This is a genomic window from Paenibacillus sp. FSL K6-1566 (genome assembly GCF_038050475.1).
Lineage (GTDB): Bacteria > Bacillota > Bacilli > Paenibacillales > Paenibacillaceae > Paenibacillus_AQ > Paenibacillus_AQ lactis.
Window position 1 is genome coordinate 1,887,773 of the sequence record NZ_JBBOSR010000001.1, and the last position, 25,486, is coordinate 1,913,258.

The window sequence follows — 25,486 nt, forward strand, 5'->3', positions numbered from 1 at the left end:
GTGATTACGAATGGCGAATGAGCATATTGGCATGGAAGAAGAACCGGAAATTATTTATATTCCCGATGACGAGGGCAATGAGGAAGAGTTTGAAGTCATCATGAAATTCGAGGTGGACGGCTCCGACGCCAGATACATGATGGTCGTGCCGCGTGAAGCAGCCGATGAGGAGACCGATGAAGTGTACGCCTTCCGCTATGAGGAAGACGGAGATGATCTCAAGCTGTTCATGATCGAGGATGACGAGGAATGGGCGATCGTCGAAGAAACCTTCAATACGCTCGTGGATGAGCTGAATGGGAGCGACGAGTAATGGCGGATTTTTCGGTTGAGAATATCGTGTGGACCCAGGTGCTCAAGGAAGCATTCGGTGAAAGCATCGAGCTTGAGGACGAGAAGGGTCAAGTCGAGGTCTATGATATTGCCGCCGAATTTGAAGTAGATGGCCAAGGCTATGCCATTCTGGTGCAGCCGGACCGGATGGACGAGGAGTACGAGGTGCTCCGGATCGTGACGGACGCAGACGGCAGCTTGCAGCTGGCGACCATTGACGACGATGAAGAGTGGGAAAATGTGTCGGAGCTGTATGATGAGCTGACGTTTCCGGAGGAAGACGAGGATTAAGGGCAGCTGAATCGTTACTTACGCGGATTCTCTCGATTTGATTTCAAATGAGTTTATGGAAGGGGCGGACCTGTCCGCCCCTTTTGGTGTGAAGGGATGAGTAGATTGAAGAAACTGGCTATAGCAGCACTGGCGTTGATCCTCATTGCCGGCGGGGCTGCATTCTATGTGTGGAACGGCCTTCAGCCTGTTCAGAGCTCGGATGCCCCGGTAGAATTTACGGTGGAGCCGGGCATGAGCACATCATCCATTGCCGATCTGCTGGAGGACAAGGGATTAATTAAGAACGCCCTACTACTTAAAGGTTATTTGAAGCTTACGAATGAAGGGAGCCGGTTAATGGCCGGCACCTACGAGGCAACGCCCGGCACTCCCTTTCAGGAGCTGCTGACGATGATGAATAACGGCGAAGTCAAGCCGGAGGAGATGGTCCGCTTTACAATACCGGAAGGCTTCACGGTCGCCCAAATGGCGGAGAAGATATCCGAGGAAAGCGGGATCGATGAGAAAGAAATTCTGGACCTCGCTGACCAATCCTCCGGATGGGACATTCCGGTGGCGGCCGAAATTCCTGAGGATCCGGAGCTGAAGCATCATTTGGAGGGCTATCTGTTCCCGGCAACGTACGAGCTCCCGAAGAAGGAATTATCGGCCAAAGGAATCGTGGAGACCATGCTGAAGGAGACCGAAAAGCGTCTTGAAGAAATCCCGAATTGGGAGGAGCAGCTGAAGGCTCGCGGCGTGACGTTCCATGAACTGATGACGATCGCTTCGCTGGTCGAGCGCGAGGTGGTCGTCGATCATGAGCGTCCGCTTGTGGCCGGCGTGATCTATAACCGCCTGGAGCAGGACATGAAGCTGGAGATTGACGCTACGGTGCAGTACTTGCTGGATAAACCGAAGGAGCGGCTGCTTTATGCCGATCTGGAGGTCAAGAGCCCTTATAATACGTATCGCCAGAAAGGTCTCCCTCCAGGGCCGATCGCAAGCCCGAGTCTGGAATCGATCAAGGCGGCGCTGAACCCGGAGAAGTCCGATTACCTGTTCTATGTCACGAAGAAGGACGGGACCCAGGAGCATTTGTTTGCGAAGACGTATAAGGAGCATTTGAAGAACATCGAGACGAGCAAGAAGATGGGACAACAGGAATAGGAGGAATCCTAAAATGAGTAACAAACCCGAATTACTGGCTGCAGCCGGTTCGACGGCTGAAGTGCGAGCTTACCTGGATGCAGGGGCGAACGCTGTCGTCGTAGGCGAGGATCGCTTCGGCATGAGGCTGCCGGGGAGCATGACCTTAGAGGAAATCCGTGAGGCTGCCGAGCTGACGCACAGCCGCGGCAGCAGCATTTATGTGTGCGTGAACAATCTAATGACCAATGAGCTGTTGAATGATCTGCCGGATTATATCCGGTCGCTGGGAGAGATCGGGATCGATGCTGTTGAATTTAACGACCCATCGGTGTTGACCGCAGTCAAGGAGCATGCTCCGAAGGTCAAGCTTCATTGGAACGCCGAAATGACGGCGACCAATTACTCCACAGCCAACTATTGGGGAAACAAAGGCGCTTCACGCGTCATCCTTGCGCGTGAACTGAATATGGATGAGGTAACCGAAATGAAGCCCCGCCTCGAGCTTGAGGCCCAGGTGCAGATTCATGGCATGACGAATATTTACCACTCCAAACGCCGTCTGGTCAAGAGCTACATGGCTCATCAGGGAAGACCGGTGGAGGAAGGGAACCTCGGCAAAGAGCGGGGGCTGTTCCTCATTGAAGCGGAGCGGCAGGACGAGAAGTATCCGATCTATGAGGATATGAACGGCACGCATATTATGAGTTCCGAAGATATATGTATTCTTGAGGACCTGCATCTGCTGATGGCAGCAGGGGTGGACAGCTTCAAGGTAGAGACTTTGCTGAAACCCCGACACTACAATGAGATTGTCCTCCGTACGTATCGCAAGGCAATCGATACGTACGCAGCCGATCCGTCAAGCTATGCGTTTCAGGAGGAATGGCTTGATGCGATTCGTGAGGTGCAGGATCCGGAGCGGGAATTGTCGTTTGGATTCTTCTATAAGGAACAAGTTTATTAAGGAGTGGACAGCATGGAAGCTATGGCACAGCCAAAATACAAAGGCAAACGCTATCGCCTGGACAAGCCGGAGCTGCTCGCCCCGGCCGGAAATTTGGAGAAACTGAAATTTGCGGTGCACTACGGTGCAGACGCTGTATATATTGGCGGACAGAAATACGGCCTTCGTTCCAATGCGGATAATTTCAGCTTTGAGGAAATGAAGGAAGGCGTAGAGTTTGCGGCCAAGTATGGTGCAAAAGTGTTCGTTGCAACGAACATCTATGCCCATAATGAAGATATTGAAGGAATCGAGGAATACTTGCGGAGCTTGCAGGATGCGGGTATTGCCGCCATTATCGCCGCCGATCCTGCGATCATAGAGGTGGCTAAGCGAGCTGCACCGAAGCTGGAGGTTCATCTGAGCACCCAGCAATCAACGCTCAACTGGCAGGCAGTGAAATTCTGGAAGGATGAAGGGCTCCCCCGCGTCGTTCTGGGCCGGGAGACGAGCCTTGAAGAGATCGCGACGATCAAGGAGCATGTCGATATCGAAATCGAGGCCTTTATCCATGGCGCGATGTGTTCCTCGTTCTCCGGCCGCTGCGTGCTCTCGAACCATTTCACCGATCGGGATTCGAATCGCGGAGGCTGCTGCCAGTCCTGCCGCTGGAAATACGATCTGTTCGAAGACGGAAGAGAGGATGCGGCAGGCTGGGTATCCGAAGAAGACCAGCTCATGCAGCAGGCCGCTCCTGCGCCTGCCCCGTTCAAGCCGGGAGTGACCCAGATTCCGCTGTTTCAGCCGCAGGACAATCCGTTTACGATGGGATCGAAGGATCTGTGCATGCTGGAGCATATTCCGGATCTCATTGAAGTGGGGATCGACAGCTTTAAGATCGAGGGCCGGATGAAGTCCATTCACTATGTAGCCACGGTCGTGAACGTCTATCGGCAGGCAATCGACTCCTACATGGCCGATCCGGAGAATTATGTATTGAAGCCGGAATGGATCGAGGAGATTAATAAGGCGGCCAACCGCCCGCTCAATACCGGATTTTTCTACGACACGCCGGATCATGAGGATCATATCTACGAGCCGGAAGAAAAGGCCGTCCCTTACGATTTCGCCGGATTGGTCATGGAGTATGACGAGGAGACCGGAATTGCCGTGATCCAGCAGCGGAATCATTTCAAGCCGGGCGACGAAATCGAGTTTTTCGGTCCGGACGGAACGTTCTTTAAACAGGCTGTTGGCCGGATCGAAGACCAGCACGGTCAAGAACTGGATGCAGCCCGCCATCCGCTGCAGCTGGTGCGGATGAAAGTGGATCAGCCGGTGCGCTTCTTTGACATGATGCGAAAACGCAAAAATTAGAATTTTATGGTTCTATGGAACTACACAAAAAAGAATCCAAGGTCGTTAGACGGACCTTGGATTCTTTTTTATTAAAAATAATTAGGAAAAACAGATTATTTTTTTGCGAAAAGCCAAAGGAAAACACCCCCAATTGACGAAATATAAAGTAACGAATACGTTACGCGGATCCTTTTGATAACGTATCCAAGATTTAATACTATGATTGTGGTAGGTGAACAGCAAAATGTCAGGAGTAGAACAGCATGAACAGAAGCCGAAGAAAGATAAGAAACCCGGAGGGAAGCAGAAGAACGGGGATAAGACCAAGAAGAGCCCTTCGGTTTCACAAGGAATACATAATGCCAAGTCCATGTTTTCTTCCATGGGGGCAGCCGTAGCGCGGATGCCGGTCAATCCATCGAAATCCGTCGGGATCCGGCTGTTTTTGATCTTTTTTGCGGCCATCGTCTTCTTCGTTATCGTATTAGGCTGGTTGTCCTATGACAAGGCGAGAAGCACGATTGAGAAGAATGCGGCGAATGCCAACCAGCAGACCATCATTCAGACCTCGGAGAAGATCGACATCATCCTGGAGAAGTATGAGAGCGCAGGCCGGTCGATATTCTACGATGTTGAACTGCAGAAGCTGCTTGATGAAGTATCGGGCACGAATCTGAGCGATTATGATCGATTTACGATGGAGCGGGAAATCCGGGACAAGCTTTCCAATCAGATCAATTCGGATTCTTCAATCCGGGCGATGTATTTGATTCCAGCCCAAGGGGAGCGGATTTTCTCGGCAGGACAATCCTCGAAGGCATCGCAGACCGTCTTTGAGCAGGCATGGTACAAGGAGCTTATCGAGGGGACCAAGAAGGTCGTATGGCTGCCGTCGGCGGAGGACAGCGGAGCGCCGTACTTTACGGTGGCACGGGCATTAAGCTCCATGAACAACCTGAACTCCAAATATGTCGTGATGTTCGAGCTGAATTCGTCCATCCTCGATCAGCAATTGGAGGGCATCGATCTCGGAGACAACGGGGAGCTTCAGCTCGTAAGCCCGGACGGGACGGTTGTATCGTCCGCGAAGCCTGATCAGGTTGCCGCTCCGACCGAGTGGACCTTTACGAAGGAGCTTTCTGAGGAGTCGAAGACGGACAGTCTGAGAACTCAGGATGCGAACGGAAGAGAAGTTCTTGCGGTTTACAATACGCTGGGCATCAATGATTGGAGATTGATTGGCGCCGTACAGACCGGCGAATTGACGAAGGATGCCAACAGCATCTTGATGATTACGCTGATTGTCGCTGTTGTTGACGTGATCGTAGCGATCCTGATCGGATTATGGATGGTGCGGATGATCGCCCGTCCGCTGGGCAAGCTCAACCTTCTGATGAAGGAAGGGGCGAAGGGCAACTTGAACGTCCGCACCGATCATAAGAGCCAGGATGAGATCGGTCAGCTGTCCGCGAGCTTCAACGATATGATGGAGCAGATTACTTCGCTCGTACAGCAGACGAACAACACGGCTCAGGATGTATTGAAGACCGCTGCGGAGCTTAGCGATGCTTCCAAGAAGACGGCTCTTTCCGCGAAGGAGATCGCCATCGCCACGGAAGAAATTGCGAACGGAGCCAGCAGCTTGGCTGTGGAAGCGGAACGGGGCAGCGATCTGACGAACAATATTTCGAAGCAGATGGAAATCGTCGTGAATGCCAATGAGGAGATGGGCAAGTCGGCCCGTCATGTTGAAAGCGCGAGTGAGCTCGGCACGAAGCATTTAAGCGACTTGCTTGATAAGACTCATCAGACCGAGAATATGACACGCTCCATGATGCATAAGGTGGATGGGCTCAAGGAGACGACTTCTTCGGTAGCTAAAGTGTTGGATGTATTGCAGAATATTACGAAGCAGACTAATATCCTGTCGTTGAATGCTACGATTGAAGCTGCCAGAGCCGGTGCCGCCGGACGCGGATTCATGGTCGTAGCCGATGAAATCAGGCAGCTTGCGGACCAGTCCAGACAATCGATCGACATGGTAAGTCAGATCACGGACCGCATCATGGCTGAAATGAACGAGACGGTCCAGGTGCTGCTTGATGCCAATCCGCTGTTCAAGGGCCAGATCGATGCCGTCAAGGAAACGAACGATATCTTCGTATCGGTCCAGCAGCAAATGGTCGAGTTTATCGAACGGCTGGATTCAGTCACGTATTCCATTGACGAGCTGAATCAATCCCAAAGCGTGCTGTCGGAAGCGATGACGAATGTGAGCGCCGTGGCCGAGGAATCCTCTGCAACATCGGAGGAGGTTGCTTCCCTCTCTACGGAGCAGCAGAGCGTCAGCAATCAGCTGGTGAATCTATCCACCAAGCTTGAAAATGTATCCAATGAGCTTAAAGAGACGCTATCGCGTTTTAGGCTGTAATCCGAAAAAACAGGGGCCCGCAGGTCGAAGCGACCGGGGCTCCTGTTTTTTCGCTCCGTATCCCGCTCGGTATCTCGCGTTTTCGATCCGTATCTCGCTCTGATTCGCTCCGAGCCGAAAGCAACCTATTCCCTTCTTCCGGCAGCAACCAAGGTTATGAAGCGATAGGACGGGCTTTAAGAAGAAAGCCATTAATTTAGGCATTTTGGTCAATACTAAGGGCTCACGCGAATCCTAAGTCTGTAAGCATGGTGGGATTGTTTCCCGATGCAAATGGAAATAATGGACATCAACGATTCGCGTGGAGGTAGAGAATTGATGAGGCTGGTCCGTAACCGAAGAATAAAATACGGATGGATCATATTGACCGTGCTCCTGATGATCGTGACGGTTCGCCTGGCATGGGTCCAGTTGGTGATGAAGCATCAGCGGGTGCCGGGGAGCCGGCATACGATGGTGGAAGCATCGCTTATTCAGCGCGAGCGAGGGATCGTGCTCGATTCCGGGCGAGGCCATTTTACCGACAGGCATGGACAAGCCCTGACAGGCGGACTCACATGGGCAGCCGTCTTGTTCCCTGTAACGGAGAAGGAGCTAAACGATTCAAAAACCCAGATCGATCGCCTTGCCAAGATCCTGCGAACGGATGCGAAGCATTTGAAGCAAGTGTGGGGGAAACAGAGGGAGCCCCAGCTGTGGCATGGAAAAAATGCTGCCATTCCGCTTACCTTGTCCAAGGATCAGATCCTGCAAATTCAGGAGCTCCATCTGCCCAAGGTCAAAATTCTTCCTTACGAGCAGCGATATGGAAACCGGCAGTCGGGCATGCAGTGGCTGGGATTCGTGTCGGGCCAGCGAAAAGAAAGCCTGTTTTATCAAGATGAACCGGAGATTACGGGGACCAGCGGATTGGAAAAAACCTTGGATGCGCTGATCCGGGGCGATGGTTCAACGATTGTGTATTATCCCGTTAATAGCGGCAATGAAGTCATACAGGATCTGAAACCGATGGTCAAGGCGCCCAGCAATCCCTATTATCCGCTGCGCGTCGTCACCACCGTGGACGCTAAGATCCAGCAAGGGATCGAGCAATTGACCGAGACCGCAGGCATGAAGGAGGGGGCCGTCGTTGTTTTGGACACCCGTAACGCGGATATCGTAGCGATGGTTTCGAGGCCTTTTTACAATCCGGAGTCGATTCAGCCTGAAGACGGGGCCTGGGAAAATCGCGGGATCAAGGCGAAGGCACCCGGATCCATCTTCAAGCTGGTCACGGCTGCGGCGGTTCTCGAGCACGGCTTGAGCACAGAGGACGAGGTGTTTCACTGTGATGGGGAGTACGGGAAGTTCGGGCTGTCCTGCTGGAAGGAAGGGGGACATGGGACGATCGGACTGCGCGAAGGCTTCGCGGAATCGTGCAATGTCGTCTTTGCTGCACTTTCAGAGCGGTTGACGGCGTCCCAAATGCAGTCGGCGGCAGCGGCCCTTGGCTTTGGTCAAACCGTCGGCTGGGAGGCCAGAGATTTTCTGGGGCTCCCCACCTTGCGGCCGCTGGATCTTGAACAGAAAGGGACCGTCTTCTCAGACAAGGCCGATGCGGGTGATGCCGGTGTGCGGGTACAAACGGGGATCGGACAGCGGGATGCGGCGGTTACGCCGCTCCAGGCTGCGAATGCGGTTGTGACGCTGCTTCACGGCGGGGTGAAGACGAGGCCCCGCATTCTGAAGCAGATCCATTATGCCAACGGACAGCTGCTTAAGGAGGCAAACCTGCTGGCAGAACGGCCGGCCAAGGGAGGGATTTCCCGAAGAACCTCATCCATTTTGCTGGAGTGGATGGAGGATGTTGTTCAGGATGGGACAGGCTCCTCCTTAAAAGACCGGAAATGGAAACTGGCAGGCAAATCGGGAACCGCCCAGGTAACGATAAAGGGCCGTCCCCGAAATAACCAGTGGTTTATCGGGTACGGCCCTGTGGAGCAACCTCGTTATGCGATCGCTGTGCTGGTCGAGAATCGGAGTCCGAACAGCCGCAATCAGGCAACCGACATCTTCGGTCAGGTTGCAGACTTGCTCGCTTCGTTGGAGTCCGGATCCAAATCGGGATCTGGATCGTCATCGGAATCGTGAACTGAATCGGGATCCGAATCGGAAGCGGGATCCGTTTCGGGCTTGTCCGGCGATGGAGTAAATTCCCATGGGGAGACATCGAATTCTTCGCTTGGCAGATGAATCCATTGCTGCAGATAACCTTGCGCAATCAGCTCTTTAATAAGAATGAGCAGAATCGGCGCCAGGATCAGTCCTGCGACCCCGAATATCGACAGGGAGATCATCATGAAGGACAGCATGAGAAATGCCGACGACACGCCGATGGAATTGCCCGTGATCTTCGGCTCCAGCAGCTGGCGGGAGATGACGACCACGGAAAGAAGAACGATCAAGCCGACCGCAAGCCCCGTGTTGCCGACGATGAACAAATAGATAATCCATGGAATAAGAATGACGGGAACGCCAAGCAGCGGCAACACGTCAAACACGGCGCAAATCAATGCGATGGACAAGGAATTCCCCGTTCCCAGAATGAGCAACCCGATATATACGATCACAAACGTGATGCTCACCAGCTTCAATTGTGCCTTCAAATAGGAACCGATCGCTTTGAAGACGTTATTCTTCAGGAACAGGAATGCGGTTTTGAAGGTTTTCGGGGTTTTATCTTTGGCAATTTTGCGCCAGCTCCCGATTTCCGTGCTCAAGAAGAAGGCGAGAATAATCGCGACCCCGAAATTAGCGATAAAAGCGGAGAACGAACCCATGAAGCCGACGATATAATGTAGGAACGATTGGGCCGCCTCGGTCGCGATGTTGGTGATGTCCTCAAAATATCCGTTCAAACGAAGCGTAAGATCCGGCGGCAGCGCCTCCAGCTTATTCTGCAGGAACAATACCGTTTCCGAGAAATGGCGCTGAAGGGTCCTCGTGTAGTCCGGCAGATTATCTTGAAGGTGCAGGAATTGGGATACAATGATTGCTCCCGCTCCGAACAAGATCCCGAGGATAATCAGCAGGAAGAGCAGAACCGATATCGCTGCGGCAAAGGGCTTTGGAAGGCCCCTTCGGTGAAGAAATCTGGAGAACGGTTCAATAATCAGAAATACCAGAAAGGACAGGAACACAGGGGCGGCGATCTGGTAAAGCTTACTGAATATGAACATAATCAGGTACACGGTGAGTACGATTAAACCAATATCGAATGCGGTTCTCCAATATTTTTTGTACAAGGGAAGCATAGTAGAGTATCGGCTCCTTTAAACTATAATAATTGATACCATTGTACACGATTTAAGAAAAAAAAGCCTATTTCTCAATGTGCTATGCTAAAATAATATAGGGGAGTTACTTAGAAATAGAAATAAAAAGCGGGGAGTTAGCATGCAGACACTACTGCTATGGTTGTTTTATCTTTCATCGTTTTATGCATTTATTCCCGGCATCCTGACCCGGATATTCGGTTTCCGCGTATTCCGCAGAGGCTCAGGCACGAATGAATTTGCCTTGACCTTTGACGACGGTCCAGATCCGTTATATACGCCAAGACTGCTTGATTTATTGAAGCGGTATGATATGAAGGCAACCTTCTTTGTTGTCGGTTCCCATGCCGAGAAGCATCCGGAGGTTGTCAGACGGATTCACCGAGAAGGCCATCTGATCGGGATCCACAATTATGTCCATAAGAGCAACTGGCTGATGAGACCGGTCACGGTCCGCAAGCAGGTGAAGCGGACGGATGATATCATTTACGAGATAACCGGTGAACGTTCGACCTATTATCGGCCGCCTTGGGGAATTGTGAATCTGTTCGATTTTGCCAAGAATACGGGATGTCGGATCATATTGTGGTCCTCCATGTTCAGTGACTGGCGCAGCAAAATCGGTGCCGACCGATTGACGGAGCGAATCCTGGCCAAGCTTCGCGGCGGGGAGGTCATGCTGCTGCACGATTGCGGCACAACCATGGGTGCCAATCCGGATGCGCCGGAGCAGATGCTCATCGCGCTGGAGCGGGTGCTGGAGGTCGCACAGCAGAAAGGAATGAGAAGTATCCGCGTGGACGAAATGATGGCCAAGGAAAGCAAGTCGAAGGTGAAGAAGGTGTCCCTCCTGAAGCGTATGCTCGTCTCTGTCTGGCTCTTGTGGGAAAAGGGATTTCACGCCCTGTTCTCGCTGGAAACCGTCACGCCTGACGATCCGATGCTTCATTTCCGCAAGCGTGCCTATACAGGCAAGCCGGTCGTGATGGAGGACGGCACCCGGTTGGATAAAGGAGATCAGGTGCTGGAGCTTCATTTTGACAATCGCAAGCTATACCAGATCGGCAGCCGCTCCCGTTCGGAGATGCAGCTGGCCATTCAGATGATCCGTGCGGTGCAGAAGGATTTGCCGACTCTGGCGAATATGGTGCTGGAACGGCCCGAATTTAAGGAAGTTCGCGGTCTGTACGGGGTCAGCATGATATCCCGCGGACCCGAGCAGTTCGGATTCCATGTGCTCGATCTTCCGTCCGGACTGTTTGCAAGCTCGACACGTCTGTACCTAAAGCTTCTGCTAAGCGTGATTCATCCGAAGGGCCAAGCAAGACTGAAGGAAGGAAGCCAGGTCATGGAGCCGAAAATGCTGATGATGCCTGTGGAGGTACTGATTGAGCGCTACGCGGAAAAGCGGACGCCTTCGGTTAAGCCGCCGACCGAAGAGCCTCATGAGCTGGCGCAAGAGCAGGTTGTGGACTTAACGATAGCGGGTGCCACTGCATCGAGAATGTAATGGTAACAGATTCATATCAGGGTACGAACCTATGCAATAATGACAGATTCATTTCAGAATTATTTTCGAAAAAATAAAGGGTTACTCCTACAGACCGCTATGATCTGAGGGAGTAACCCTTTTGTTGTATTAGATTTTCATGACGCCGCCGGAGCTTGCGTTCGTAACCAGCTTGGAGTAGCGGGCCAGATAACCTGTTTTCACTTTAGGCTGGAACTCGACCCATTTGCTGCGGCGCTCAGCCATTTCTTCTTCGCTTACGCCGAGCAGCTGAATCGTCCGGTTGTTCAGATCAAGCTCGATGATATCCCCGTCCTCGACGAATGCGATCGGGCCGCCCTCAGCCGCTTCCGGTGAAATATGGCCGATGCTGATGCCGCGGGATGCGCCGGAGAAGCGTCCGTCCGTAATCAGGCCGACCTTCGCTCCAAGGCCCATACCGGCGATTTGGGAGGTAGGCGCAAGCATTTCCGGCATGCCCGGTCCGCCCTTCGGACCCTCGTAGCGAATCACGACGACGTGGCCTTCCTTGACCTTCCCGTTCGCAATGCCTTCAAGTGCCTCTTCCTGCGAGTTAAAGCAGATGGCAGGACCCTTGTGGTAGCCGCCAACCGACGGGTCGACTGCGCCTACTTTAATGATCGAGCCTTCCGGAGCAAGGTTGCCGTACAGCACGGCCAGGCCGCCGCGTTCGGAATAAGGACGGTCGATCGGATGGATGACGTCGGTGTCCTGAATTTCGCATCCGGCCACGTTCTCGGCAAGCGTCTTGCCGGTTACCGTAATGCAGTCCCCGTGAAGCGCGCCCGGCTTCTTCAGCAGCTCATTCAGCACGGCGCTGACGCCGCCGGCCGTGTGCACGTCCTCGATGAAATAGTCCGAAGCCGGAGCCAGCTTGGAGATATGCGGCACGCGGTCAGCCACCTCGTTAATCCGCTCCAGCGGGTAATCCAGCCCAGCTTCATGCGCAAGGGCGAGTGTATGCAGAACGGTATTGGTCGAACCGCCCATAGCCATATCGAGCGCAAACGCATTGTCGATCGCTTCGATCGTTACGATGTCGCGCGGCTTCAAATCCATCTTCACGAGCTCCATCAGCTGCTTCGCCGATTGTCTTACGAACTCCTTGCGTTCCTCGGCAATGGCCAGAATCGTACCGTTCCCCGGGAGCGCCAGACCGAGAGCCTCGGCCAGACAGTTCATCGAGTTGGCGGTGAACATGCCGGAGCAGGAGCCGCAGGTAGGACAGCCGTACTGTTCGAGCTCGAGCAGCTCTTTATCGTCGATTTTGCCGACCTGGTGAGCGCCGACGCCTTCAAAGACGGAGGTCAGCGACAATCTGCGTCCCTTGCTGTCCACGCCAGCCTTCATCGGACCGCCGCTGACGAATACCGTCGGGATATTGACGCGCAGGGCGCCCATGAGCATTCCAGGCGTAATCTTGTCGCAGTTCGGGATGCAGACCATACCGTCAAACCAGTGTGCGGATACGACCGTTTCCAGGGAGTCCGCAATAATTTCGCGGCTTGGCAGGGAATAGCGCATTCCGATATGGCCCATTGCAATGCCGTCATCCACGCCGATCGTGTTGAATTCGAATGGAACACCGCCGGCTTCGCGGATGGCTTCCTTAACGATTTTGCCGAATTCCTGGAGATGCACGTGGCCTGGAACGATGTCGATATAAGAGTTGCACACCGCGATAAACGGTTTGCCGAAGTCTTCCTCTTTAACGCCTGCGGCACGCAGAAGGCTGCGGTGCGGCGCGCGGTCAAAGCCTTTTTTGATCATGTCTGAACGCATTTTTTTGGTTGTCATGATGTCTTGTTTCCCCCCAGATCTATTATGAATTGTTGCGCTTTAGCGCGGTCTTCCGGCAAAGCAGCCGGATACCTCTTAACACCGAAAATAGGTTTTAAATGAGTCTATCACAAAAAGGTAGGTTTTTCTACATGATATTAATAGGAAGCGATGGGGGGAGCGAGGGTCTGCGCGGCAAAAAAGAGCCTGCTCCCCAAATTGGGGAACAGGCCTCCCGGATTGCTTATTTATAGAGGTTGTTCAAATAGGTCGTTTCGTACTTATATTATTTTCGTCCGCCTTTGCGGCCGATTTCCTGATAAAACTCTCGGGAATGATTCCGGGAAGTAGCTTCGCCGCCCTTTTGCCCGATTTCCTGGTAAAACTCGCGGCTGTGGTTGCGTGACGTCGCCCGCCCGCCTTTTTTACCGATCTCCTGGTAAAATTCCCGGCTGTGATTTTTAGCCGTAGCTTCGCCGCCTAAACGGCCGGCTTCTTCTCTAGTCATCTTGCGGTTATTGTTCTGAGCCATCACCAATCCTCCTTATTTTGACATCATTGCTTTGCTGTATCTGTTACTTACCACGCCTCAATTGTCATGAATCACAATATTTGACTAAAGATTGGAAGTTTTTCGTTTGAACGGCACACTGGAAAATTCGGATGGATTTTAGCTTATATCCGCGTCCGATTCATGGTTTAATAATAGTAGAACTTGACGACCGGGGAGGGTCATCCATTGCCGAAACTGCAAATATCAGGAAAGGGACAATCGGTGCCTTGTGAAGGAATTCTGTTTGACAAAGACGGTACGCTGCTCCATTTCTTGACATTATGGGGAGGATGGGCGGAATATGTGCTGGACTCCATGGAGAAGCAGCTTGCGATGATGGGGGCCGGTTTTACTAGCCCCCGGGAGCAGGTGCTCGGGACGAAGCATGATGCGAAAGGGCAGATCTGCGGTTATGATGTTACCGGCCCGCTGGCCATGGGGACCGTGGAGGAAACGACGGGCATGCTCGCCTGGCAGCTATATGCCGCAGGCATGCCGTGGAACGAGGCGATTACTCAAGTCAAGCAAATGACGAAGAATGCCATGTATGAAATCCGCCGCCGCAAGCCGGCCTTTCCGATGACGGGTCTCGAGCAATTTTTGACGAAATGCACGCAGGCATCCGTGAAGCTGGCCGTCGTTACGTCGGACGACACCGCGGCCGCGATGGAGCATATCGAGTGGCTCGGCCTTAGCTCATTCTTTACGGCTATCATCGGCCGGGATCAGGTCCGAAACGGCAAACCTCATCCGGACATGGCGGAGATGGCGTGCAGGCTGCTCGGCATCAAGCCGGAGGAGGCGGTGGTCGTCGGAGACAGCAACGCGGATATGCAGATGGGCAAGCAGGCGGGGGCAGCCCTGGCGGTAGGCTTGTGCGACAATATCGAAGATGCGGCTCATTTGATAGATGCCGATGTTGTCATCTCCGATTATAATGAACTAGAGGTGTATAGATAGACGTGAGGATTTTGATAAAATCCAAAGAGCGGCTTTCAATCAGCAATTTATAGAGCGAATGGGTTTGGTTCGTCTCTAAATTGTACCGGGAGCGGCTTTAATCGAATTTAGCAAAATCCTGAAACGACAGCGATTATGGCTGTGTGGAGGTGTGAAGAGTGGAGAACAGGAAAAAGATCGAGCAGTTGGCAACATGGATTGAGGCAAGCGATTATATTGTTTTTTTCGGAGGGGCCGGCACGTCTACCGAGAGCGGAATACCTGATTTCCGTTCGGCAGCCGGTCTGTATCAGAGCGAGCATCAGTCTCCGTATCCGCCGGAGGTTATGCTCAGCCACTCATTTTTCATGAAGCACCCTGAGGTGTTTTATGATTTCTACCGGAGCAAAATGCTGCATCCCCATGCTCAGCCGAACGGCTGTCATCGCCTGCTGTCGAGACTTGCGCGCGAGGGCAAGCTGAAAGCAGTTATTACGCAAAATATCGATGGTCTCCATCAGAGCGCCGGCTGCACCGACGTGCTGGAGCTCCATGGCTCGGTGCATCGCAATTATTGCATGGAATGCTCCCGGTTTTTCAGCCTTCAGGACATTCTGGACATCAAGGAGACCGTTCCGCGCTGTCCGGACTGCGGCGGGGTGATCAGACCGGACGTTGTATTATATGAGGAAGAGCTTGACCAGAAGATCCTCATGCGCTCGATTCAGGAAATCTCGACGGCGGATCTGTTGATCATCGGTGGCACTTCATTGACCGTACATCCTGCAGCCGGCCTGGTTTCCTACTTTCAGGGAAGCAAAGTAGCCCTTCTGAATGCGGATCCTACGCCGTATGATCATCGGGCGGGACTCCTGATCGCGGATCGCATCGGCGAGGTCATGACGGAGGTTGACAAGCTGATCCATACCAAGCTGTAATCGTTTTCTTGTCAACGGGCGGCAAAACAGGATAAGATATTTCTTGCAACGGACGTAACCTTAATCGAGAGGCAGGGATATAAGTGACCTATGTGGCTAGCGAAGACCGCTATGAAGGCATGATCTATAACCGCTGCGGGCGATCCGGATTGAAGCTTCCGGCTATCTCGCTCGGCTTGTGGCATAATTTCGGCGGCATCGATACGTATGAGAACGGACGGAATATGATTACGCGCGCATTTGACCTTGGTATCACGCACTTTGACCTGGCGAACAATTACGGACCGCCTCCAGGCTCAGCGGAAGAAACGTTCGGAAAGATTCTATCCAGGGATCTGAAGGCGTACCGCGACGAGATCGTCATCTCTTCAAAGGCAGGCTATTATATGTGGCCGGGACCTTATGGCGATTGGGGCTCGCGCAAGTATCTGGTATCCAGTCTCGATCAGAGCCTCAAGCGGATGGGATTGGATTATGTTGATATTTTCTATCATCACCGGATGGATCCGGAGACGCCGCTCGAAGAGACGATGATGGCGCTCGATCACATTGTCCGGTCCGGGAAGGCCTTGTATATCGGAATATCCAACTATTCCCCTGAGAAGACGAGGGAAGCAATCGCGATTCTCAAGGATCTCGGCACGCCGCTGCTGATTCATCAGCCGAGCTATTCCATGCTGGACCGGTGGATAGAGAACGGCCTGCTGGATGTGCTCGAGGAGAACGGTGTGGGCAGCATTGCCTTTACGCCGCTCGCTCAGGGGCTTCTGACCAACAAATATTTGAATGGCGTTCCTGTCGATTCGCGCGCCGCCAGCGCGTCGGTCTTCTTGAACGAAAGCAACATCACGCCGGATGTTCTCCGCAAAATCCGGGCGCTGAACCAGATGGCGGCGGCACGCGGACAGAGCCTGGCTCAATTCGCGCTGGCCTGGGTGCTGCGGGGCGGAAGAGTAACCTCGGCCTTGATCGGTGCGAGCAAGGTGAGTCAGATCGAGGATAATGTAGCTGCCCTGAATCATCTGGAATTCTCCAAGGAGGAGCTCGACCGGATCGAAGCGATCCTGAAGACGGAGACCGAGGATAAGTCGTCCTAGACATCAGGCAGCAGCTTTTAATAGAGATGCTTTTTAAGAACAACGGTATAATCGATTGCTTTGGAAGAAGAGCGTCCCGGGTCAAGATGGTTGACCTTTCGGGATGCTTTTTTGCTAAAGCGGCAGGGACTATGGTTGATCTTGAGCCGAGGTATCCTCGATATCCTTGCGATAGCGGGACGGGGATTTCCCGACCCTGCGCTTGAACTGGCGCGAGAAATAGAGCGGATCCGTCAGGCCCACCGAAGCGGCGACCTGTTCAATGGACAGATCAGGACGCTCGCGCAGCAGCCGCTTGGACTGATCGATTCGCAGGCGGAGCAAATAGGTGATGGGGGTCATCCCGGTTTCTTTCTTGAAGATGCGCGATAGATATGCGCGATTATAACCGAGACTCGCACACATCTGCTCGATCGAGACGGGGTGCGCATACTGGGCAGTCATATAATTGATCATTTGCTTTACCGTGCGCTGAACCTGCGGTTCGCCCAGCAGAACCTGTGCCGGGCGCCCGCCGAGCCGCATGATTTCGGCCCAAATGAGGTAGAGGTAGCCGACGGCGGCCACGTGGGAGCTTTCCTCCTTCGTCTGGAAGCCGGCCTGAATGCGCGAGATGTACCCGGGAATACGGCTCTCGCTAGGCATGTGGAGGACCGGACGCTCAGGCAGCAGGCCGGTGGCTTCCACCTCTACGGCGGCGGCGTCTCCGTCAAAGGCAACCCAGCGGTACCGCCACGGATCGTTGTGGTCGGAGACGTAGCTGACAAGCTGCCCCGGGTGAATGAGAAAGCAGTCTCCGGGCCCGAGCGGGTATGTATCAGCCTCGGTACGAAAGGTTCCGCGGCCTGATTCAATAACATGAAGCAGGAAATGATCGTATATTTTGGGCCCGAGCGCATGCCTGGGGAGCGTCTGGCTTTCGCCGGCAAACCGCACTCTCAGCCTGGAGGCTTCCGGCTGGGCCGGGTTCGATGCAACAGAATAGGTTGTCGGTTTCAATAAAATGACCTTCCTTAACATAGAGTCGAGCTTGCTTGCTACAAGGGATGGAGCTGTTGTCATGCTGTCCGCAATCCAACCTTATTGTATCCTGCAAGGTCACATAAATCCATATGTATCTCACAAGACTTCATTACCGCCAGACGTCAATTTCGCTATACTTGAATCAGTAAATCTACCATATGTACAGGATGGAGTGATTGGCAGTGGACACAAATCAACTTATGGAAGCATTTAAGAATAAGCACGGTGAAAGCAAGCATCAGGCCCGGATATTCAACGCGCCGGGGCGCGTCAATCTGATCGGCGAGCACTTGGATTATAACGGCGGATACGTTCTTCCGGCGGCGCTGGAATTCGGCACCACCTTGATCATCCGTCCGCGCGACGATGACAAGCTGTCGCTGGCTTCAACGAATCTGGCTCACACAGCTGATATCCGCTTGCAGCATATCGGCACCAAGACGGAGGAATGGACGGATTATCCGGCGGGTGTCATCGTGGAGCTGAACAAGCTTGGCGTTACGCTCTCCAGCGGCTACGATCTGCTCTACCATGGCGATATTCCGAATGGTGCGGGTCTTTCCTCCTCAGCGTCGCTGGAGGTTGTGACCGCCTATGCCCTCCTGTCGATGGAAGGCAAGGAGACGGATACGGTGGAGATCGCGAAGCTGTCCCAGCGTGCCGAGAACCAGTTCGTCGGCGTCAACTCCGGCATCATGGACCAATTTGCCGTAGCCAACGGAAGAAAGGACCATGCGATTCTGCTCATGTGCGATACGCTGGAGTATGAGCTCGTTCCTTTCCAGACGGGGGCTTACAAGCTGGTCATTGCCAATACCAATAAGCGCCGCGGCCTTGTAGATTCCAAGTACAATGAACGCCGCAGCGAATGCGACAAGGCGCTTGAAATTTTACAGAAGGAAATTCCGGCGCTGTCGTACCTGGCTCAGCTTAACCCGCAGCAGTTCAAGGATGTTCAGGACTCCATCAAGGATGAAACGGTATCCAGACGGGCCCAGCATGTTGTTGAAGAGAACCAGCGCGTGCTCGACTCGGTGAAGGCTTTGAAGGATAACGATCTGGAAGCATTCGGACAATACATGAACCAATCGCATGACTCGCTTCGCTATCTGTATGAAGTGACCGGGGATGAACTCGATGCCCTGGTTGAGGAAGCGCAGCGGATACCGGGCACGCTTGGTTCCAGAATGACCGGCGCCGGATTCGGAGGATGTACGGTATCGCTTGTTCATGAGGATGCGGTGGAGCGCTTTATCGAAGAGGTTGGCCGAAAGTATGAGGCAAGAACCGGACTGAAAGCCGATTTCTACGTATGCGGCGTTGGTCACGGCGTTCATGAAATAAAGGAGGGCAACTAAAATGGCTATATTGGTAACCGGCGGAGCAGGGTATATTGGCTCGCATACCGTGGCAGAGCTGCTTGAGAAGGGTGAAGATGTGGTTGTTATCGACAGCCTGGAGACGGGACACCGCGAGGCGCTGCTTGGCGGAAAGCTGTATGAGGGGGATCTGCGCGATAAGGCGCTGCTGAAGCAGCTGTTTTCGGAAAATGAAATCGATGCCGTCATCCACTTCGCAGCAAACTCGCTCGTTGGCGAGAGTATGAAGGACCCTGTCAAGTACTATGACAACAACGTCTATGGAACGCTGTGTCTGCTGGAAGCGATGAATGGAGCGAATGTCCGGAAGATCGTCTTCTCTTCAACGGCAGCGACATATGGCGAGCCTGAGAAGGTGCCGATTGAGGAAGCGGATCGGACGCATCCGACGAATGTGTACGGCGAAACCAAGCTGATGATGGAGCGGATGATGGCCTGGTTCGATACGGTGCTCGGCATCAAATATGTCTCCCTTCGCTATTTCAATGCCGCCGGCTCGCATGAAAGCGGGAAGATCGGCGAGGATCACCGGCCGGAGAGCCATCTGATTCCGCTCGTGCTGCAGACGGCGCTGAAGCAGCGCCCGCATATTTCGGTGTTCGGCAGCGATTATGCTACGCCGGACGGCACCTGCGTCCGGGATTATATCCATGTCAGCGACCTGGCGGATGCTCATCTGCGGGCGGTTGAATATTTGCGGCGTGGGGAGCCCAGCAATGTGTTCAACCTTGGTAACGGGCTGGGCTTCTCGGTGAACGAAGTGATCGAAACGTCGAGAAAGGTGACCGGAGCCGACATTCCGGTTGTGATGGAAGCCAGACGGGCCGGGGATCCGGCGGTGCTGGTGGCCTCTTCCGATAAGGCACGCGCTGTGCTCGGATGGAAGCCGGCGCGTACGACGCTTGAGGAAATCATTGAAAGCGCCTGGAGATGGCACAGCAGCCATCCGGATGGTTACGGGAATCGATAAATCCAAGGGGGAGATCAACGATGGATATGACAACTGCAAGCACTCCCGAAGCAAAGCAGGCCCTGTACGCGATCGAAATGCTGGTGAAATATGCCCTGCAGAAAGGCCTGATCCGCGAGGCGGATGTCGACTACAGCCGGAATCTCCTGCTGGAGGATTTCGGGTTCAGCGAGCCGTACCTTGAAGAGGTCAAGGATGAAGTCCCTGAAGGACCCCAGTCCCTGCTCGATACGCTGATCGATTACGGGGCCGCTCATGGCCTCATCCCGGAAAATACGGATACGTACCGGGATTTGCTGGATGCCAAAATTATGGGTCGGCTGATGGCAAGGCCTTCGGAAGTGGAGCAGGCCTTTCAAATCTTGAAGGAGGAGCAGGGGATTGAGGCGGCTACAAGCTGGTTTTATAACCTCAGCATCGACTCCAATTACATCCGCATGGACCGTGTGGCCAAGAACGAGTATTGGAAGCATCCGAGCGAATACGGGGATATCGAGATCACGATCAATCTGTCCAAGCCGGAAAAAAGCCCGAAGGAAATCGCGATGGCAAAGCTCCTTCCTCCGCCGGTCTATCCCAAATGCCAGCTATGCCGCGAAAATGTCGGGTATGCAGGCAGGGTAAACCACCCCGCCCGCCAAAACTTGCGCATCCTGCCGCTTGAGCTGAACGGGGAGCCGTGGTTCTTCCAATACTCGCCATACGTTTATTACAACGAACACTGCATCGTGTTTCATCGGGAGCATGTTCCGATGAAGCTGACGACGGAGACGCTGGCCCGCCTCTTGAGCTTCGTGGATATATACCCGCACTATTTCCTTGGCTCGAATGCGGATTTGCCGATTGTCGGCGGCTCCATTCTGACGCATGACCATTTCCAGGGGGGACGGCACAACTTCCCGATCCAGAATGCCCCCCGCGTGCTCGGGTTCGTCCACTCGCAGTTCCCGGGTGTATCGGTCGACATCGTGAAATGGCCAATGTCCGTAATCCGGCTCGCCTCGAAGGACCGGCAGCGGCTGCTGGATTGCGCGTCCCAAATTTACGAAGCCTGGAAATCCTACAGTGACCCGGAAGCGGATATTCTGGCTTTTAGCGAGACGGATGGAGCGCGTGTCCGACATAACACGGTGACTCCGATCGCGAGAAGACATGCGGACGGCGGGTATGAAATGGATTTGGTGCTGCGCAACAACCGGACGAGTGCAGCGCATCCGGAGGGGATTTTTCATCCGCACCGCGAGATGCACCATATCAAAAAGGAAAATATCGGTTTGATCGAGGTGATGGGACTTGCCATCCTCCCGGGCCGGCTTAAGGTGGAGCTTGACTTGATCGCCGATATATTAGCCGGCAACGAAGAGCTTTACGCCGCCAGCCGGCAGCCGGATCACCCGCTTGCCGTTCACGGCGAATGGATTCAGAGCCTGCGGGAGCGTCTGCCGGCCGCGTCGGACAAAGCGGAAGCCGCGGAGTGGATACGCCGGGAGGTAGGTCAGAAGTTCACCACGATTCTGGAGCATGCAGGCGTTTATAAACAAACAGCGGAAGGGCAGCAAGCCTTCAAGCGCTTCTTGAGCAGCATGGGCTTTGTGACGGACCAGGGATAAATGCCGGAGCCGAAGGCAAAACATCCGGAGCAAAGCATGTGCGCAGCGTCTTAAGAGAGAATCATCTCCGTTTTGGCACCAGCCTTGAAGGATGTGAGCCCCTATAGCGGCCGTTCCTATGCAAATCGCAGGCAGGTTTTCGAACCGCCTTTTGCATAGGGACGGCTTTTTTCATGGCCAAATGATACGGTACGGATGGCGCCAAACCTTGCATGCAATTGCTTCTCTTGCGCTCGGCCAGGTGTCTGTTTGTTATGTCCTGAGGGAATGGGGTAAAATGATAGAGCAGCAAAGACACATTAGCACAATCCCATTACACTTATTGGAGGTACGCAACATGAGACCTTTTGTATTTCATAATCCGACCCGGCTGATATTCGGGAAAGGCAAGCTGAGCGCCCTGAAGGAGGAAGTGTCGAAATACGGCAAGAACGTACTGCTCGTATACGGCGGCGGGAGCATCAAACGAAGCGGCCTGTATGATCAGGTCCTCTCCTTGCTAAAGGAAGCGGGAGCATCCGTAACAGAACTGGCCGGCGTTGAGCCGAATCCGCGTCTGTCCACGGTCCATAAAGGCGTTTCGCTCTGCCGTGAGCACAGCATCGATCTGATCCTGGCCGTAGGCGGGGGGAGCGTCATTGACTGCTCCAAGGCGATTGCCGTCGGAGCCAAATACGACGGGGATATGTGGGATTTCGTCGAGCGCAAGGCTGCCCCGCAAGGAGCGCTTCCGCTTGGCACCGTACTGACCATGGCCGCAACGGGCTCCGAGATGAACGGGGGCTCGGTCATCACGAACGAAGCAACGAAGGAGAAGATGGGATGGGGAAGCCCGTGGGCGTATCCCGCGTTCTCGATTTTGGATCCCGTACATACGTTCACGCTTCCTCGCGATCAGACGGTATACGGCATCGTTGACATTATGTCGCATGTTCTCGAGCATTATTTCCATCAGGATACCAATACCCCGGTTCAGGACGGCTTCTGCGAGACGATTTTGCGCACGATGATCGATACGGCGCCGAAGCTGGTCGAAGACCTGGAAAACTACGAGCTGCGCGAGACGGTGATGTACTGCGGCACGATGGCGCTCAACGGCATGATTAACATGGGGATGGCCGGCGACTGGGCAACCCATAATATTGAGCATGCGGTATCGGCTGTGTACGACATTCCGCACGGCGGCGGCCTGGCGATTTTGTTCCCGAACTGGATGAAGTATAATCTGCCAGCACAGCCCGCACGCTTCAAGTCGCTTGCGGTCAATGTGTTCGGGGTGGATTCTGCCGGCAAGACCGACGAAGAGGCCGGACTCGAAGGCATTGAGGCGCTCCGCCGTTTCTGGAGCTCGATTGGGGCTCCTAGTACGCTGGGAGACTACAACATAGACGACTCCGAAATTGAGGCCATGGCCGACAAGGCGATGCGCTTCGGTCCTTTCGGTAACTTCCGCAAGCTGCAGCGCGAGGATGTTGTCGAAATTTATAAAATGTCGCTGTAAGCTCAGCGGATTAGGAACAATGAAGCTAGAACATTAGATTGGGGCTGCAAGCAGCCTTCCAAGAAGCTGTCCTTCACGTGGAAATATTCTACGGCTGGGCGGCTTTTTTTCATGCATAATGGGGTGATATGAAGAGATTTCCATACGATTACGGCAAATAATTGAAACTTTAGCAAACTTTTTGCCGTATTACTTGTTATACACAGTGAGGGATTCGAGAGGGGGCAATCATCATGGAAGCGTTATATTGGGGCTGTCTGATCGGAGGCATTCTGTTCGCCGTCGTCACCGTGCTGCTCGGAGATATTCTCAGCTCGGCGCTGGACGGTCTCCTGGACTTTTTGTCGGTTGATTTTTTTAATCCGGTTGTGATTGCAGGAGGAATCACCGTCTTCGGCGGAACCGGGATCATGCTGATGAAATATACGGACTTGGCGGCAGGAGCCCATATTACGCTGTCCATATTAGCGGCAATCGGGATCTCGATTTTGGTCTACTTCGGCTATGTCAAGCCGATGGAGAACAGCGAGAATTCCACGGGCTTCTCCATTAAGGAGCTGGCAGGGCGAATTGGTGTCGTTACGGTACCGCTCCCGGCCGAAGGCTTTGGTGAAGTCATGATCAAGGTAGGCGCAGGCAATACGACGCATATCGCTTCAAGCTTTGACCGCAGCGTCCTGCCCGCCGGGATCCGGGTCGTGGTCATCGACGTCGTTGATGGTGTCCTCCGTGTGTCCGAACTGGAAGAACGAAAAGGAGATGAATGAGAACATGCCAGAGTATTTGGTTATTCCGTCGATTGTTGTAGGTGTCCTGATCGTGCTGGGCCTTGCATTCTGGGCTCGCTACAAGACGGTCAGCCCGGATGAGGCGATGATCGTGACAGGATCTTTCCTCGGCAGCAAAAATATTTCGGAGGACGAATCCGGCCGCAAGATCAAAATCGTTCGAGGCGGCGGAGCGTTTATTCTGCCGGTATTTCAGCGGTCCGAGTTCGTTTCGCTGTTATCCCATAAGCTTGACGTGATGACGCCGGAAGTGTACACAGAGCAGGGCGTTCCTGTCATGGCTGACGGGGTTGCGATCATCAAGGTCGGCAGCTCCATTGAGGACGTGGCTACAGCTGCCGAGCAATTCATGGGCAAGCCGATTGAGGCGCTGAAGGGCGAAGCGCAAGAGGTGCTGGAAGGTCATCTGCGCGCGATCCTCGGTTCAATGACGGTTGAGGAAGTATACCGGAATCGTGACAAGTTCGCCCAGGAGGTTCAAGGGGTCGCTGCGAGAGACTTGAAGAAGATGGGGCTGCAGATCGTTTCGTTCACGATCAAGGATGTGCGGGATAAGCACGGCTATCTGGAAGCGCTGGGTAAACCGCGGATCGCAACCGTAAAGCGGGATGCGGAGATCGCCGAAGCGGAGGCCGTCCGGGATGCCCGGATTCAGAAGGCCCGCGCCGAAGAAGAAGGACAGAAGGCCGAGCTTCTGCGCGACACCAATATCGCCGAAGCCGAGAAGGAGAAGGAACTGAAGGTCGCCTCCTTTAAGAAGGAGCAGGATACGGCCAAGGCGGAAGCCGACCAGGCCTACCATATCCAGGAAGCTCGGGCGAAGCAGACGATGGTTGAGGAGCAGATGAAGGTTGAGCTCGTCCGCAAAGAGCGGGAAATCGATCTGCAGGAAAAAGAAATCATGGTTCGTCAGAAGCAGTACGATGCCGAAGTGAAGAAGAAGGCGGACGCGGACCGCTATGCGGTAGAGCAGGCTGCGGAAGCGGAGAAGGCGCGCAAAATGCGGGAAGCGGATGCAATCCAATACTCGATCGAAACACAGGCAAAGGCTTCGGCCGAGCAAAAGCGTCTGGACGGTCTTGCTGTCGCCGATGCCGAGCGCGCGAAAGGTACTGCCGAAGCGGAGGTTATCCGGCTGCGGGGTATTGCCGAGGCGGATGCGAAGGAAAAGCTGGCCGAGGCGTTCCAGAAGTTCGGCGAGGCTGCGGTGCTCGATATTATCGTGAAGATGCTGCCTGAGCTTGCAGGTAAAATTGCCCAGCCGATCTCTTCGATCGATAAGCTGACGGTTGTCGACACAGGGAAAGGCGAAGGCGCCGCTCGGGTGAGCAATTATGTAACGGAGCTGATGTCAACCGCGCCTGAAATGCTCAAGAGCGTATCGGGAATCGATGTGGAGGCGTTGATCCAAGGGCTTACGAAGAAGCCGGCCGAGGTCCAGAAGCCGGCTGCCATTGAACCAGAGCTTGTACCGGTTGAAGCGAGTGCAGCGAAGGAAGAGTAGAGCCGGACGGCTTGCCATTTGAAACGAATGCAGCATAGACCGTAGGGCTGTCAGCTGTCGGTTGAAGCG

General features: G+C 53.8%; 21 protein-coding genes. 17 read left to right on the top strand and 4 right to left on the bottom strand.

The window, feature by feature from the left end; translation table 11 throughout:
- Positions 1-10 precede the first annotated feature (10 nt).
- The 7 genes from NST08_RS08060 to NST08_RS08090 all read left to right on the top strand — a co-directional run bounded on the left by NST08_RS08060 (position 11) and on the right by NST08_RS08090 (position 8,621).
- Positions 11-313, top strand: coding sequence for a DUF1292 domain-containing protein (locus NST08_RS08060; RefSeq protein WP_007129258.1), 303 nt, complete (start codon positions 11-13; stop codon positions 311-313).
- Positions 313-624: a DUF1292 domain-containing protein gene (locus NST08_RS08065; protein WP_007129259.1), complete on the top strand. Its 312-nt coding sequence runs from the start codon at positions 313-315 to the stop codon at positions 622-624. The genes NST08_RS08060 and NST08_RS08065 overlap by 1 nt, the downstream gene beginning before the upstream one ends.
- A 105-nt stretch (positions 625-729) precedes the next feature.
- Positions 730-1,776, top strand: coding sequence for an endolytic transglycosylase MltG (gene mltG, locus NST08_RS08070; RefSeq protein WP_007129260.1), 1,047 nt, complete (start codon positions 730-732; stop codon positions 1,774-1,776).
- 13 nt (positions 1,777-1,789) lie between these two features.
- Positions 1,790-2,722, top strand: a complete 933-nt coding sequence (locus NST08_RS08075; RefSeq protein WP_007129261.1) for a peptidase U32 family protein — start codon at positions 1,790-1,792, stop codon at positions 2,720-2,722.
- 12 nt (positions 2,723-2,734) lie between these two features.
- The gene (locus NST08_RS08080) at positions 2,735-4,078 is read left to right on the top strand and encodes a peptidase U32 family protein (protein WP_007129262.1); all 1,344 of its coding nucleotides are present in this window, start codon (positions 2,735-2,737) and stop codon (positions 4,076-4,078) included.
- Between the two features lie 226 nt (positions 4,079-4,304).
- Positions 4,305-6,491, top strand: coding sequence for a methyl-accepting chemotaxis protein (locus NST08_RS08085; protein WP_007129263.1), 2,187 nt, complete (start codon positions 4,305-4,307; stop codon positions 6,489-6,491).
- Positions 6,492-6,809: 318 nt separating this feature from the next.
- The gene (locus tag NST08_RS08090; protein ID WP_210095594.1) at positions 6,810-8,621 is read left to right on the top strand and encodes a peptidoglycan D,D-transpeptidase FtsI family protein; all 1,812 of its coding nucleotides are present in this window, start codon (positions 6,810-6,812) and stop codon (positions 8,619-8,621) included.
- Here NST08_RS08090 and NST08_RS08095 read toward each other — a convergent pair.
- Positions 8,549-9,784, bottom strand: coding sequence for an AI-2E family transporter (locus NST08_RS08095; RefSeq protein ID WP_210095595.1), 1,236 nt, complete (start codon positions 9,782-9,784; stop codon positions 8,549-8,551). The two genes, NST08_RS08090 and NST08_RS08095, sit on opposite strands and share 73 nt — an antisense overlap.
- Before the next feature lie 142 nt (positions 9,785-9,926).
- Here NST08_RS08095 and NST08_RS08100 point away from each other — a divergent pair, with 142 nt between their 5' ends.
- A complete protein-coding gene (locus NST08_RS08100) occupies positions 9,927-11,315 on the top strand; it encodes a polysaccharide deacetylase family protein (RefSeq protein ID WP_028405009.1) in 1,389 nt (462 codons plus the stop codon).
- Between the two features lie 129 nt (positions 11,316-11,444).
- Here NST08_RS08100 and ilvD read toward each other — a convergent pair whose 3' ends face one another.
- Positions 11,445-13,133, bottom strand: coding sequence for a dihydroxy-acid dehydratase (gene ilvD / locus NST08_RS08105; RefSeq protein ID WP_007129267.1), 1,689 nt, complete (start codon positions 13,131-13,133; stop codon positions 11,445-11,447).
- 268 nt (positions 13,134-13,401) lie between these two features.
- Complete coding sequence (locus NST08_RS08110; protein ID WP_007129268.1) at positions 13,402-13,647, bottom strand: KGG domain-containing protein; 246 nt, start codon at positions 13,645-13,647, stop codon at positions 13,402-13,404.
- 207 nt (positions 13,648-13,854) lie between these two features.
- Here NST08_RS08110 and NST08_RS08115 point away from each other — a divergent pair, with 207 nt between their 5' ends.
- The 3 genes from NST08_RS08115 (at position 13,855) to mgrA (ending at position 16,642) form a co-directional block, all read left to right on the top strand.
- A complete protein-coding gene (locus tag NST08_RS08115) occupies positions 13,855-14,628 on the top strand; it encodes an HAD family hydrolase (RefSeq protein ID WP_007129269.1) in 774 nt (257 codons plus the stop codon).
- Between the two features lie 158 nt (positions 14,629-14,786).
- Positions 14,787-15,545: an NAD-dependent protein deacylase gene (locus NST08_RS08120; RefSeq protein WP_210095596.1), complete on the top strand. Its 759-nt coding sequence runs from the start codon at positions 14,787-14,789 to the stop codon at positions 15,543-15,545.
- A gap of 83 nt (positions 15,546-15,628) precedes the next feature.
- On the top strand, positions 15,629-16,642 hold the full coding sequence (gene mgrA, locus NST08_RS08125) for an L-glyceraldehyde 3-phosphate reductase (protein WP_007129271.1): 1,014 nt from the start codon (positions 15,629-15,631) through the stop codon (positions 16,640-16,642).
- Positions 16,643-16,771: 129 nt separating this feature from the next.
- On the opposite strand, the gene NST08_RS08130 is transcribed toward mgrA, so the two are convergent.
- Positions 16,772-17,662: an AraC family transcriptional regulator gene (locus tag NST08_RS08130; RefSeq protein ID WP_034273076.1), complete on the bottom strand. Its 891-nt coding sequence runs from the start codon at positions 17,660-17,662 to the stop codon at positions 16,772-16,774.
- Between the two features lie 185 nt (positions 17,663-17,847).
- On the opposite strand from NST08_RS08130, the gene NST08_RS08135 reads away from it, so the two are divergent.
- From NST08_RS08135 to NST08_RS08160, 6 genes are all read left to right on the top strand, one after another.
- Positions 17,848-19,023, top strand: a complete 1,176-nt coding sequence (locus NST08_RS08135; protein WP_028405013.1) for a galactokinase — start codon at positions 17,848-17,850, stop codon at positions 19,021-19,023.
- Position 19,024: 1 nt separating this feature from the next.
- Entirely contained in the window at positions 19,025-20,014 is a 990-nt protein-coding gene (gene galE / locus NST08_RS08140; protein ID WP_028405014.1) for a UDP-glucose 4-epimerase GalE, read from the top strand.
- Positions 20,015-20,034: 20 nt separating this feature from the next.
- Positions 20,035-21,624: a UDP-glucose--hexose-1-phosphate uridylyltransferase gene (locus NST08_RS08145; RefSeq protein ID WP_144870981.1), complete on the top strand. Its 1,590-nt coding sequence runs from the start codon at positions 20,035-20,037 to the stop codon at positions 21,622-21,624.
- Between the two features lie 337 nt (positions 21,625-21,961).
- Positions 21,962-23,125: an iron-containing alcohol dehydrogenase gene (locus NST08_RS08150; protein WP_007129276.1), complete on the top strand. Its 1,164-nt coding sequence runs from the start codon at positions 21,962-21,964 to the stop codon at positions 23,123-23,125.
- A 233-nt stretch (positions 23,126-23,358) separates the two neighbouring features.
- The gene (locus NST08_RS08155) at positions 23,359-23,892 is read left to right on the top strand and encodes a protease (protein ID WP_341341670.1); all 534 of its coding nucleotides are present in this window, start codon (positions 23,359-23,361) and stop codon (positions 23,890-23,892) included.
- A 4-nt stretch (positions 23,893-23,896) separates the two neighbouring features.
- Entirely contained in the window at positions 23,897-25,417 is a 1,521-nt protein-coding gene (locus NST08_RS08160) for a flotillin family protein (RefSeq protein ID WP_007129278.1), read from the top strand.
- Positions 25,418-25,486 lie beyond the last annotated feature (69 nt).

Bases quoted from the DNA above. Each gene is read 5' to 3' on its own strand.
- NST08_RS08155 (WP_341341670.1), top strand. From the start codon at position 23,359: ATGGAAGCGTTATATTGGGGCTGTCTGATCGGAGGCATTCTGTTCGCC.
- NST08_RS08085 (WP_007129263.1), top strand. From the start codon at position 4,305: ATGTCAGGAGTAGAACAGCATGAACAGAAGCCGAAGAAAGATAAGAAA.
- NST08_RS08095 (WP_210095595.1), bottom strand. From the start codon at position 9,784: ATGCTTCCCTTGTACAAAAAATATTGGAGAACCGCATTCGATATTGGT.
- ilvD (WP_007129267.1), bottom strand. From the start codon at position 13,133: ATGACAACCAAAAAAATGCGTTCAGACATGATCAAAAAAGGCTTTGAC.
- NST08_RS08060 (WP_007129258.1), top strand. From the start codon at position 11: ATGGCGAATGAGCATATTGGCATGGAAGAAGAACCGGAAATTATTTAT.
- NST08_RS08150 (WP_007129276.1), top strand. From the start codon at position 21,962: ATGAGACCTTTTGTATTTCATAATCCGACCCGGCTGATATTCGGGAAA.
- galE (WP_028405014.1), top strand. From the start codon at position 19,025: ATGGCTATATTGGTAACCGGCGGAGCAGGGTATATTGGCTCGCATACC.
- NST08_RS08145 (WP_144870981.1), top strand. From the start codon at position 20,035: ATGGATATGACAACTGCAAGCACTCCCGAAGCAAAGCAGGCCCTGTAC.
- NST08_RS08075 (WP_007129261.1), top strand. From the start codon at position 1,790: ATGAGTAACAAACCCGAATTACTGGCTGCAGCCGGTTCGACGGCTGAA.
- NST08_RS08100 (WP_028405009.1), top strand. From the start codon at position 9,927: ATGCAGACACTACTGCTATGGTTGTTTTATCTTTCATCGTTTTATGCA.
- NST08_RS08160 (WP_007129278.1), top strand. From the start codon at position 23,897: ATGCCAGAGTATTTGGTTATTCCGTCGATTGTTGTAGGTGTCCTGATC.
- NST08_RS08080 (WP_007129262.1), top strand. From the start codon at position 2,735: ATGGAAGCTATGGCACAGCCAAAATACAAAGGCAAACGCTATCGCCTG.
- NST08_RS08065 (WP_007129259.1), top strand. From the start codon at position 313: ATGGCGGATTTTTCGGTTGAGAATATCGTGTGGACCCAGGTGCTCAAG.
- NST08_RS08090 (WP_210095594.1), top strand. From the start codon at position 6,810: ATGAGGCTGGTCCGTAACCGAAGAATAAAATACGGATGGATCATATTG.
- NST08_RS08130 (WP_034273076.1), bottom strand. From the start codon at position 17,662: ATGTTAAGGAAGGTCATTTTATTGAAACCGACAACCTATTCTGTTGCA.
- NST08_RS08110 (WP_007129268.1), bottom strand. From the start codon at position 13,647: ATGGCTCAGAACAATAACCGCAAGATGACTAGAGAAGAAGCCGGCCGT.